The sequence below is a fragment of the Collinsella aerofaciens genome (assembly GCF_039752955.1).
Classification (GTDB): domain Bacteria; phylum Actinomycetota; class Coriobacteriia; order Coriobacteriales; family Coriobacteriaceae; genus Collinsella; species Collinsella aerofaciens_BI.
On record NZ_JBDMHB010000051.1, the window covers coordinates 1 to 11643 of the forward strand.

General features: G+C 52.3%; 11 protein-coding genes. All 11 read right to left on the reverse strand.

What is annotated here, in order from left to right; all coding sequences use genetic code 11:
* Positions 1 to 680, reverse strand: a 680-nt coding sequence (locus ABHR75_RS08915) for a dTDP-glucose 4,6-dehydratase (RefSeq protein WP_346964142.1), incomplete at its 3' end; no start/stop codon positions are given.
* 12 nt (positions 681 to 692) lie between these two features.
* On the reverse strand, positions 693 to 1592 hold the full coding sequence (rfbA, locus tag ABHR75_RS08920; RefSeq protein ID WP_346964143.1) for a glucose-1-phosphate thymidylyltransferase RfbA: 900 nt from the start codon (positions 1590 to 1592) through the stop codon (positions 693 to 695).
* Positions 1593 to 1623: 31 nt separating this feature from the next.
* Entirely contained in the window at positions 1624 to 3033 is a 1410-nt protein-coding gene (locus ABHR75_RS08925) for an MATE family efflux transporter (RefSeq protein ID WP_217751012.1), read from the reverse strand.
* A 33-nt stretch (positions 3034 to 3066) separates the two neighbouring features.
* Positions 3067 to 4299, reverse strand: coding sequence for an O-antigen ligase family protein (locus tag ABHR75_RS08930; RefSeq protein ID WP_055287508.1), 1233 nt, complete (start codon positions 4297 to 4299; stop codon positions 3067 to 3069).
* Positions 4300 to 4308: 9 nt separating this feature from the next.
* A complete protein-coding gene (locus ABHR75_RS08935) occupies positions 4309 to 5253 on the reverse strand; it encodes a glycosyltransferase (RefSeq protein WP_346964144.1) in 945 nt (314 codons plus the stop codon).
* 17 nt (positions 5254 to 5270) lie between these two features.
* The gene (locus ABHR75_RS08940; RefSeq protein WP_346964145.1) at positions 5271 to 6488 is read right to left on the reverse strand and encodes a glycosyltransferase family 4 protein; all 1218 of its coding nucleotides are present in this window, start codon (positions 6486 to 6488) and stop codon (positions 5271 to 5273) included.
* Complete coding sequence (locus ABHR75_RS08945) at positions 6481 to 7686, reverse strand: Coenzyme F420 hydrogenase/dehydrogenase, beta subunit C-terminal domain (protein WP_346964146.1); 1206 nt, start codon at positions 7684 to 7686, stop codon at positions 6481 to 6483. The genes ABHR75_RS08940 and ABHR75_RS08945 overlap by 8 nt, the downstream gene beginning before the upstream one ends.
* 13 nt (positions 7687 to 7699) lie before the next feature.
* Positions 7700 to 8818, reverse strand: coding sequence for a polysaccharide pyruvyl transferase family protein (locus ABHR75_RS08950; protein WP_346964147.1), 1119 nt, complete (start codon positions 8816 to 8818; stop codon positions 7700 to 7702).
* Positions 8818 to 9927 (reverse strand): glycosyltransferase family 1 protein, encoded by a 1110-nt coding sequence (locus tag ABHR75_RS08955; protein ID WP_070100768.1) that lies wholly within the window; start codon positions 9925 to 9927, stop codon positions 8818 to 8820. Before ABHR75_RS08955 ends, ABHR75_RS08950 begins: the two co-directional genes overlap by 1 nt.
* A complete protein-coding gene (locus ABHR75_RS08960) occupies positions 9928 to 10530 on the reverse strand; it encodes a sugar transferase (RefSeq protein WP_346964148.1) in 603 nt (200 codons plus the stop codon). It abuts the gene before it with no gap.
* Positions 10531 to 10759: 229 nt separating this feature from the next.
* Positions 10760 to 11350 (reverse strand): hypothetical protein, encoded by a 591-nt coding sequence (locus tag ABHR75_RS08965; RefSeq protein WP_346964149.1) that lies wholly within the window; start codon positions 11348 to 11350, stop codon positions 10760 to 10762.
* Between the last annotated feature and the right edge of the window lie 293 nt (positions 11351 to 11643).

The following is an 11643-nucleotide window of genomic DNA, read 5'->3' on the forward strand; positions in this document are numbered from 1 at the left end:
TGGTCCTCGGTGTGGATCCAGTCGCGGACGTTCTCGCCGCGGCCGTAGAGCTTGGGGCGCACGCCGTCGATGATGTTCGTGATCTGCCTGGGGATGAACTTCTCCACGTGCTGGTAGGGGCCGTAGTTGTTGGAGCAGTTGGAGATCGTGGTGCGCAGGCCGTAGGTGCGGGTCCAGGCGCGCACGAGCATGTCGGAAGACGCCTTGGTGGAGCTGTACGGCGAAGAGGGCTTATACGGCGTCTCCTCGGTGAACTTGGCGGGGTCGTCGAGCGCCAGGTCGCCGTAGACCTCGTCGGTGGAGACGTGGTGGTAGCGGATACCGTATTTCCTCACGGCCTCCAGCAGGCGGAAGGTGCCCTCCGCGTTCGTGCGCAGGAAGGGCTCGGGGTCCGCGATGGAGTTGTCGTTGTGGGACTCCGCGGCGTAGTGCACGATCGCGTCGTGGCCTGGGACGATGCGGTCCAGCAGCTCCGCGTCGCAGATGTCGCCCACGACGAGCTCCACGCGGTCGGAGGGCAGCCCGGCGATGTTCTCGGGATTGCCGGCGTAGGTCAGCTTGTCCAGGACGGTAACGTGTACCTCGGGGTGGTTCTTCACCACGTAGTGCACGAAGTTGCTGCCGATGAAGCCGCAGCCGCCCGTGACGATGATGTTCTTAGGTTCAAAAATCTCAGACATGAGGGGTTCCTCCTAGTACTCGCGCGGGCTGTTGACGATCTCGCCGGCGGCGACCTTCTTCAGGTGCTGGCCGTAGACCGACTTGCCGTAGGCCTTGGCCGCCTCCTCCAGCTCCTCGGTCGTGATCCAGCCGTTCTCCCAGGCGATCTCCTCGGGCACGGACACGGGAAGGTCCTGGGAGTGCTCCACGGCGCGGACGAACTCCGCGGCCTCGTGGAGTGACTCCATGGTGCCGGTGTCCAGCCACGCGTAGCCGCGGCCCAGGGTGACGACGGACAGCGTCCCCTCCTCCAGGTACATCTGGTTGAGCGTGGTGATCTCCAGCTCGCCGCGCGCGGACGGCTTGACCTCGTGGGCCTTGGCGGCCACGTCGCCCGGGTAGAAGTACAGGCCGGTGACGGCGTAGGAGCTCTTGGGCTCGGCGGGCTTCTCCTCGATGGAGACGGCCCTCCCCTCGCCGTCGAACTCGACGACGCCGAAGCGCTCGGGGTCGTCCACGTGGTAGCCGAAGACCGTGGCGCGGCCCGACTGCGCGTTCTCGACGGCCTTCTTCAGGTGGCGGCTGAGGCCGTTGCCGTAGAAGATGTTGTCGCCGAGCACCAGGGCGCACGGCTCGCCGTTAATGAACTCCTCGCCGATGGTGAAGGCCTGCGCCAGGCCGTCGGGGCTCGGCTGCTCGGCGTAGGAGAGGCTCACGCCGTAGCGCGAGCCGTCCCCGAGCAGGCGCTCGAAGTTGGGCAGGTCCGTCGGCGTGGAGATGACCAGGATGTCACGGATGCCCGCCAGCATGAGGGTGGACAGCGGGTAGTAGATCATGGGCTTGTCGTAGACCGGCAGCAGCTGCTTGGAGGTCACGAGCGTGAGCGGGTACAGGCGCGTGCCGGACCCGCCGGCGAGGATGATGCCTTTCATATCCTAATCCAATCTAGATGAATGACATTTACTAATGCTTAAGCCTGCTCAAACGCGAGGCAACGTTTTTCAATTCAGAATGATTAAGTAAAAGATAGCCAATATAAACTATCGAATACAGGAGTGCCGCCACTCCACCGGGCATGAGCTCGGTAAATAAGACGAAGGCAACTGTAAGCAAAATCTCCTGAAACGGCCTGGACGAACCCGGAGCACTTAACCTTTCATTTAAATATAGTTCGGACCACAGTGACCTTCCGATAATGCAGATTACAGCGCCACACAGGACAGCATCGAGTGAATCGAGAGCGAGAACACCGAATACCGAAAAGACGGTGCTGCAAATAACGGCAACGATATTCAACTTCAGGAGCAGCTGTTCTTTACGAAGAACCTTGAAATAGGTAGTACAGCAAAGGCTCATCTTCGTATTGAAGACGCATATCGGAAGTAAGAGCGCAAAATATCTAAGACTCTCGGCATATTGAGGAAGCCACGCCCCCAAAAACCAAACCATAGGGAAATAGAACAAAAAGATTGCAGGAAAAATGAGTTCGATGGCATTTCTTATGCCAATGTAAAAACGAACTCTCTCCTCATCAGAACCTGTCCTAAGAGCAGGAAATAAGACCATGCTCGCCTGCGAGACAAAAGTGATAAAGAAATTGACAAGAGAGAGGGAGAACGAAATTTTTGCAAAGGCGACGATACCCCAAAAATGATCGATAAGAAACCTAGATACCCCGAGGATCAGTGTGTCGGCGATGTTCGCAATCATCAGCTTTACGCCGACGATGATACTGCGGATACCGTCCTTAAGCGAGTTGCCAAAAGACACTGATTTAGCACATAGGATATCCCTGCCCATCCAAGAGCAATATATGAGCGCAATAATCTTCGAAACGAGATACGCGTAGACATAGGGATGGTAGTCCGAAACCTTAAATCCAATTAAAACAAGGAGCGGAGCCAGAAACACCAGCCTGTCTAGCATTGTAGAAAACGAAAATAGCTTAGTTTCGTTCATAGCCTGAAAGACAAAGCCCAAATAACTTGTCAGGTTATAGACGACGGTGTAAAGCGCAAAAGACGCGATAACAAATACTCGATTTGCGTCATCGACAAGAGGCAGCGAAACAAAAGTGATGCCGAGGCAAATCACTGCCTGGAAACAAGCACCGAAGATATACTGGGATTTTATTGAGCTCTTATCGATTTCATCACGAGAGAGACCCCCGTTAATCAAGTAGACACCATCATTCAGGCCAAGGTGAAAAAAGCCGGAATAGGTCGTATAAAACATGAACAGCTGCCAGTATCCATAATCAGCAACACCAACGATTTTCGGCACGAGCAGCGACATGACAACACTGACCGATAGAGAAATAAACTGTGCAGCAAACGCAATCATAGTGTTGCGTGCAATAGACGAATAATTCATTCAACCTCGTTTGTTTAAACTAACATCCTTGATTTATTCAGAAATCAAGGATGGGCCTGACTCGCACAAATCTGAATACCGAGCACTCGTTCTACCCAGAACGAGTCCACAGGAAGCAAACAAGATAACCGTTGGCACCCACCAACCAAGCTCACAATAAAATATGAGCTCCGCACAGCATATACAGGAGACGGTAAATAGTACTTGATCGAGTTCGCAACCCGACCTGAACGAACCGATGCCAGCGGAAATTATCAAGAATACAAAGCTACAAATTCCAAGAAAACCATATTCATACAGCATTGCAAGGAAACCATTATCCACCGTTGAAAAACCGCTAATTTCAACCGTCGTGCCCAGCATAGTCACGCGACTACTGCCAAAACCATTTCCAGTAAGCCAAAACAGCGGCCTGCTTAAAAAGCTATGAATAATATAGGCAATGGCTCCGGAACGCTGGCTATATGAAACATCAGTTTCAAGCTCACCAAATCGAGAAGCCACAAAGTTAAACAGTCCAAACTTGTAGAGAATAAAAACGAGTAGCAATACAGCTGGAATTAAAAGGGCAATTAAATTCCATTTAGAATACTCGGGGTTCTTTAGGCGAAAGACCAGGTACACCGATGCTAAAGCAATGAGAATAATCCACGCGCTACGACTCTTTGTCAGAAGCAGAGCGACCAAAAGAACTACAGAGCATAAGAGACGTTTCATCCTGCCCGTCTCCAATTTATAGTTAATTACCACAGCAATAACTATCATTTGGCCAAATACGATTGCATGACCGAAAAAACTACGCAGTCGATACAAGGATGGATTATCAATCGTTACAGTTTGCAGAAAAGAAAAGGAACCATTTGTAACTAGTCGTTGACCTAAAACAATTTCAAGGACAAAGCTAAATAGGCAGGCGAACACCATAACGTTGCGAAGCATAAGCAATGCAGACTCAACCCAGTCATCATTCTTAGCTTTACCGTAAATATAACCAAGAAGAATGCAAAAGAAATACGAGCAGACCGTAAGAAGGGATTCGTTAATGCTTCGGGACGTAAACGCAATAGCAGAAAAGAAAACTATCGCGCCCATAACGACAATGGGAATGGCGTTATTTAAAAACACTTTGTAGAGACGCCCAGAAAGAACTTCTTTGAAAACGAGCAATCCTAGAACAGAAAAAAATAGTCCTTTAACGGGAGAAATGACACTTAAGATTGCGGCGAAAATCAAAATAGTGAATTCATTAGTAAATAGCTCAAGCATTCTAAACACCTACTTACTGTCACAGGAACTGATTAAGGCCTTAAAGTCACCAAGCAGGGAACGATTTGACAGTTCATACTTACGGTATTTTAGAATGGTGCCTAAATCACTTATTTTTAGGCCACCTACGAGCAAGTGCAAACGGGCATTTAAAACAGAACCGTAATGCTCTATATGCGCAGAAGATATACGATAATCGCCAGGATTACTACTGCAGTATTCTTCTAAAACCTTAGAAAATCTCAAGCACATCCCTATCTCAGCAACACGAGATTTCCTGTCAATATGTCGCATCTCAGTTGCATTAGAGTCATGCCTACGGAACCGAATCAAGGGCTGATTTAGAAGTCTGAGGGTCCCCTTCAGTAATGAGAAGCGCCATAACATACCGTCATGAGCAAAATCATCCTGCCAATATGGCATGATTTCCCTTATAAAACTCGATTTTACGGCATACGAACATCCAGGGCGCCGTACCGACATAAACTTGCTATCGAAAACCGGGGCCTCCAAATCGTCCAGAGGTTTGGAATCATCGGCAGCACCATAGACTGTTACTTTTTTACCGCCGCTCTCATAAAACGGCTCGACGGCGCAGCTGAGAACGTCGATAGAGGGGTCCTTCTCGAGGATTGAGGACATCACAGCGATTTTATCGGGTTCCCAGATATCATCCTGGTCGCACGGGAAGACGATTCCATCGTCTATAGATGCAAGGTCGAGAAGCCGCTTAAAGCTCTTGCGCCAGCCGAAATTAGAGCGATTCTTGTTGATGGTCCAATTACCGAGTCCGTGTTCCTCGATATATTTGACAATGAGATCGAACGACCCGTCTGTCGAGCAATCATCCGCAATCAGCACTCGGTCCGGAGACACTGTCTGAAGTCTTAAGCTATCTAGCTGCTCAGTAAGATATCGCGTGCCGTTGTAAACTGACATCACAACCGTAACCATTAAAAACCTTCATCCAATTAAAGCTTAGCCATTAGCTGATCGTAAATACCGATAAGACGTTCTACATACGCGGTCTTTTCGAGGCAGCTGAAGTCCGCCTTCTCAACCGCCCCCCTGTAACGCGAGTAAACATCGGGATCGAGCATATTGACCATTGCGGCGGATAGCGACTCGGCATTGCCCGCGCTGAAGACCTCGCCGAGACCTTTCGACCTCACAAAGGAGGCAGCGTCGCCGACATCAGAGACGATGCACGGCAGACCGGCAGCGATCATGGCCTCATAGGCGACAAGCCCGAACGTCTCTCGACAAACCGAGGGCATAACGATTGCACGTGACCGCGTCATGACGGAAAGCACCTTGTCATGGGGCAGCGCGCCCATGAATTTGATATCCGGATAACTGTCCGACAGCCTCTTCAATTCGGTACCGTCACCGATGACGATAGCGTCCACACCGGCCCTACTGGCGGCTTCGCAAAATAAATCGCAGCCCTTTTCAGGGCTCAGGCGACCAACGAATAGGTAAGCCTCGCAATCTGCATCAAACCCATGCTGGAATTTGTCCGCATCGACGTAATTTAAACAGTCGAATCGCTCGGCATCCCATGTTAGATAGGGCTCAATCAACCGACGACTGGAATCTGAAACGAAGGCGACAGCCGGGCGCAGCGCTCTCAAAACATATCCCTGCACGGAAAAGCGAACGGATCGATACAGTTTTTGGATATATGAGCGCTTGTCACAGTTGTGCAGCAGGCACTTCGGAGAACCGGGGGCAATTCCGCAGTTGCAATGATTAACATAATCGTAGAGTCCACCGTTGGAACAAACGAGGAAGTACTCATGGGCTGTGATCAGGCACTTGAACCCCCGTCGCCCTATGGCCGTGAATATCGAGGGAGAAAGGGAGTGCGTCCAAGAGTGAACGTGGACGACCGTCGTCTTCGGATCGAGCTGCTTCAGTAGATCATCCAGCGCCGTTTCCGAGCGCCTGTTCCAGATACCCTGAGCAGCGCCGGAGACGCCCCCGTTCAGGACGTCGTTCTGCCCGCAATTGAAACAAACAACGCCCGATTCGATTAAGGAGGGATCGGGGTCACCCAACGCTGAAAAGAAATAGCTGTTGACACCTATCCTCGCCAGAGCAGCTGCTGTTTCGATTGCGATTTTTGAAGCTCCGCCCCCGATATGGGGACGGTCGCAAATCGTTATCACTGTGGTGAAGTTACTCATGCACGGTCCTAGGTTTAATAGATCGGACAAACCGCTTTACACGCAGGCGCATCGACGGGGGGAGCAGCATTTTCAGACGGTCGAAAAGAGTCGCATTCGGCGCCAGGACGGAATCAAAGACTTGTAATCCTGTAGCCTCGAACTGCTCGATAACGGCATCGCGCCTCTCCACAAGATCAGAGCGCTTATTAGGATCTTCATGCAGCAGCACATCATCCGGAGCAAGGCCGTTGTTAGAGTAGGCGACGTAATCGCCTATTTCATCGATCAATTTTGCCCCGCGCTCGGTCTTCACGATAACGGCCGAAACACCCTTCTCGGGATGTCCGCAGTCTTGGACAGACTCAGAACGCCAGGAATCACCGAGGATGATGTCGGCAGGACTGTCGCACCCTCTGAAAGGACAGCCGTAGCAAGACGATCTGCTGATCAGGCCTTTGATGTAGGAACCATAAAAGGAATCGAATGCAGCGGGCCTCTTTATAATCCTGCCGTCGGATAACTCGATTTTTATGTTATGGCCCCATCCGAATTTCGATTTATCTCTAAAAGTCAGTGCGGTGACATCGGACTTCTCCCGAAGCTCGAGCCAGCCAACATAGGAACGAAACATGGAAGAGCTTGGTACACCGTGGCAAACAACGCTGACGGTTGTCAGCCCATCCATCGGTTTACCCAAATAGAGACGCAGCGCGGAAACCTGACAAGGAGTACCGCTGAAGAGGACTCGCTTGCCGGATTTGAGATCGCTGAGCACTTCGGGATACGATTCGCTAGCATCGCTCTGGACATATTTGGACTTTTGCAGGAGCGCGATTTCGGCAAGCTCGGATATACCGATATGCCTGACGTGATCGACGCCATCCCAGGCGGCGCCGTAAACGCGCCCGCCGTCCGATAGTATACGTTTCGCAAGAAGGGAGAAGACGCCGCCGGACGAACTTTGCGCGAGCTCGTCCGGGTCATCGCTCTGCAAGACAGCGGCGCGAATGGCCTCCGAGTCCGCGTCGACTTGGTTTTCCGCCGGACAGGTACGCAGGCAAAGACCGCAGGAGGTGCATCTCGCTGCGTCCACCACGGGATATTCGAAACCGTCGGGCGAGGTACGCATAGTAATAGCGGAAAAAGGGCATTTGGCCGCGCAAGCTCCGCAACCAAAGCAGGCCCGGTGAGAAACTGTGTCGATGTTCTTGCTCAAGCTAACTTTCCCCCTATTGCTCAAGAGCATCCAAGAGCCATTTTTTCGAAAACGTGATGAGCGACTCCACGTCGGACAGTCGCTTCTCATAGCCCTCGATTTCCGTAGCGTTCATGTGACTGTCATAGCCATCTAGCAGACGATCCTCGGTATTCGAAAGCCTCGAGAGGCTCTCGACTCGAGAGTTTTGAGAGCGCTTGTCGGTCTCCTCAAATCTCTTGAAGCAGTAATAGTCTTTGCGGAAAATTTGAGAAAACAGCGTACCGTGCAGCGAATCGGTTAACACGAACCGCGCGCTCGCCAGATAAGCGAGCCATTCATCGGGACCAAGCCCGTAACGCGGATTGAGCTGCTCGTCGACAGCATTTTTACCTGAACCGACAAGCGTCACGACCTCGCAGCCGAGCTCTTTTGAAATCGAATCGACAGCTTTCCTGTAAAACGGCCTATTCCCAAGGAAATAGCAGACGATTTTCCCGGGCTCAGGACATTTACCGTTGATGAGCGGGGCCCAGTCCTCTTTCGACAGGAGCAGGACAGGGTCCACAACCTGTGAAGGGCGCTCGAGACCGAGGGATTCGACAAAATCCGCGCCCGCATCTTCACGAACAGACACAGAGCTGAACGTTTTAATCAGATCGGTAATGATCTTTTTCTTCCTCTGCGTGGTGCTCGTGACACCGAAGCTGGGTGCATACGCGATTCTCTTATCGCTGTCGCTTAGAAAGGAGAGATAGAAATTCCTATTCAAAAGATAAGGGGACCAGATTTGATCAGATCCGCAGACGTATGCATCGTATTTTCCCCGTAAATCGACCAGTCCGTCTGTATCGACAATCCGATCAGTGGTCTCGATGTTCTGGCTCAAAAAGCGATTGAATACGTCAGCCGTCGAGGAACCGAAGTCATCATGTTCCTTCTTGCGATTGAATAGCTCGCGTGCTTTGCCAGCAAATAAATCGAAGGGGTTCCGGTTGATTGCCCAGTTCAGTAGCTTTTCTTTAACGCAGGGAAGATAGTCGGCGTCGACAACGTCATGCCCTTCTGCCTTCAAAAACTGCTGTAGGGCATAAGCCTGAAGCAACGTACCGAAATTTTGATTATGGAGCCACGTTAAAATACAAATTTTCATTAATTCACCGTTTCAAATAACTTCAGATAGTACTCTTCGAGCTTGGGCGCTGCCCTAAAGATGTCATAAGATTCAAGCCCCAGAGATGCTTGGGGATCGGAACGATTAACGACATCTGTGCGTGTGGTAAGGATCGCATTGGACCAGCCCTCAATGCCCGCACTCAACGGAACGAAGCTGCACCGACCGGATAGCGCGACCTCGTTGGGGACCCTCTCAGAGCAGATGCACGGGAGACCGGAGACCTGGGCCTCAATCGCGACCATTCCGAGGCCCTCGTACAGACTAGGGAGAACGAATAAATCAAGCGCCTGATAGACGTCCTGTACATTGGAAATCTGACCGAGAAAACGCACCGCTGACGCAATTCCCAGCGAGCGCGCCTTTTCCTCCGCCTGCGGTCTCAACTTCCCATCGCCGCAGATAACAAGGATGGAATCAGGATTCTGAGCATAAACCGCCTTGAAAACATCAAGCAAAAACAGCTGATTCTTCTGGGGGATGAACCTACCGATATTCCCCAATACCAGCGTATCGTCCTGCGCTCCAAGCCCAGCACGTTGCTCATCCCTAATCGATCGATTGAAAGAAAAACTGCTCAAATCGATAGCATTATTAAAGACGGTAAAATGGGATGAGCCGAACAGCCATTTACCGGCATACTCAGTACAGGCCGCCAAATCAGTTGGATACCTTGTCGAAAACAGTTTCAAAAAGCCTTTAAGGGCATTTTTTGCAAACTCGCCTTTGCCGCTCGTCGAGTGGCTGTGGGCGATACGCACGGGTACCCCTGCCTTCTTCGCGGCGCGAAGCGGAAAGACGGAAAGCGCGTTGATATGGCTGTGCACTATCTTCCAGCCCTCTTGCGTAAAGAGGCTTTGAAGCTCTCGCTGATATTCAATCGCATGCTGGTAGGGCGGAATCTCAAAGATTCGACCACCAAGCGATTCGATCTCTTCACGTGGCACGAGCGTCGAATCTGAATCGACAAGAAAATCGAACTGGACTTTACTTCGGTCAATATGGCGATAATAGTTCATGACAACGGCCTCGACGCCGCCGCCAACCATCTTGCCAACAATCTGGGCTACCCTAATCGGTTCAGTCATCTAGCAAGCACCGCCACCGGTAAAGACCTCAACGACTGTGAGGAGAACAATCTTTAAATCGGTGACCACGCCGCGTTTGGCGATGTACTCCAGGTCGCGGCGGACCATGCCGTCGAAGTCGGTATCGTTGCGGTCAGTCACCTGCCACCAGCCGGTAATACCTGGCTTCACTGCCAGGCGCTGCAGGTCGAATTCTGTGTACTCGGCCACCTCATTCGGCAACGGTGGGCGCGGGCCGACGACGGACATCTGGCCCAGGAACACGTTGAGGAACTGCGGGAACTCGTCGATAGAGTGTTTGCGGATGAACTTCCCGATCTTGGTAACGCGCGGATCGTTCTTCATCTTGAACATGGCGCCTGCGATCTCGTTCTGCTCCTTGAGCTCAGCGAGGCGCTCGTCGGCATCTCTGTACATGCTGCGGAACTTCCACATGCGAAAAGTGGTTAAACTACCGTCGGAACGGGTGCGGCCCACGCGGATCTGGCTATAGAAGGGGCTCCCCTCGCTCTCCAGGCGGATGGCAGCGGCGAGTACGAGGCCGGGGATCGCGATGAGGACGAGCGCGGCACCGCTGAACACGATGTCGAACGTGCGCTTCACAGCCCTATAGACAAGGCGCGAGCGATCTCAGTCCATGATGGATTGCATGGCCTTGTAGCGGCCGACGCCCTCACGCCGGTCCATCGCCTGAGCAATCAGCGCCGCCCCCACGGGCGCATTGCTCTCTGTTACTTCTTTAGCAGTCACAGTCAAACCTACGTCCCCGTTCCCCAGGAATCCCCAAATCGATGAATTCAAAAAGCGGATGAATTGCCGGCGAAACGTCCCCTTACGTTTTGCTGGGCACGTCCAGCGGAAGCAGTTCCCTAAATGCGGAATCACCCTCGCCTACGTCTAACAGGCACCAACGCTTATGACGGTCAATCTTCTTTACACGGGCCTCTTGCCCCACCAAGGGACCCTGTTCTATGTGCAGTACGCCGTCTTCTATGCGCGCTACGCTGTTGCGCACCACGCCGTCGTCATCCAGCACGCTGCGGTACCAGTCCTGCGCATCGTCCGGCATGGGCATATACGCCCGCTCCCTACTGCCGGCGATGCGACAGCCAAAGCTCAACTGAGCCAAAGCCCTATCGAGCGCGGCAGCATCGTGCGTGGCGACGAAGAAATAGTCCTTGTACATGGGTTTGGTTTGAAGCGACCAGGCGCCGTCCCGCTTAAACCAGAACTCCTTTTGCATCACAAAAGCGTCCTGCATCAGCTCGTGCGGGATAATGCGGCGGACCTTTTCGCAGGTCTCGCGCTCTTTTCCCTGGGGGGTGTGGACCAGATACCAGCGGACGCGGCCATGCCGGCTGTTGGTGGTGACGCCGTTAAATGCGCCTGGCAGCTGCTCTTGGCGCCGTGCCGCCTGTTCCATGTTCTCGCCCCCCTCTTTTAGCTTTGCGATGCACGCAAATGCAGGGGCGTTTAGAACAGGCTTCTCGCTCGCAGCTAGGCGCAGTCGCAAAAGTACAGGTTTTTGTATCTTTCAACAGATGACATTATACTAGCAATTAATCAGCGTTTGCCCAGATTGCGCAAAATGTACTGCCATTAGGTGCATCTCCATACCCCTCTATAAAAACCTGTACCTTTTTAATATGAGCAGGACATTGTCAAGAGGCAAAATCGGGCCTGGCCCCAACGATATGGGGTCAGGCCCTCTCCCTA

Coding starts and splice junctions, on each gene's coding strand:
- rfbA (WP_346964143.1), bottom strand. CDS start 1,592: ATGAAAGGCATCATCCTCGCCGGCGGGTCCGGCACGCGCCTGTACCCG.
- ABHR75_RS08925 (WP_217751012.1), bottom strand. CDS start 3,033: ATGAATTATTCGTCTATTGCACGCAACACTATGATTGCGTTTGCTGCA.
- ABHR75_RS08930 (WP_055287508.1), bottom strand. CDS start 4,299: ATGCTTGAGCTATTTACTAATGAATTCACTATTTTGATTTTCGCCGCA.
- ABHR75_RS08935 (WP_346964144.1), bottom strand. CDS start 5,253: ATGGTTACGGTTGTGATGTCAGTTTACAACGGCACGCGATATCTTACT.
- ABHR75_RS08940 (WP_346964145.1), bottom strand. CDS start 6,488: ATGAGTAACTTCACCACAGTGATAACGATTTGCGACCGTCCCCATATC.
- ABHR75_RS08950 (WP_346964147.1), bottom strand. CDS start 8,818: ATGAAAATTTGTATTTTAACGTGGCTCCATAATCAAAATTTCGGTACG.
- ABHR75_RS08955 (WP_070100768.1), bottom strand. CDS start 9,927: ATGACTGAACCGATTAGGGTAGCCCAGATTGTTGGCAAGATGGTTGGC.
- ABHR75_RS08965 (WP_346964149.1), bottom strand. CDS start 11,350: ATGGAACAGGCGGCACGGCGCCAAGAGCAGCTGCCAGGCGCATTTAAC.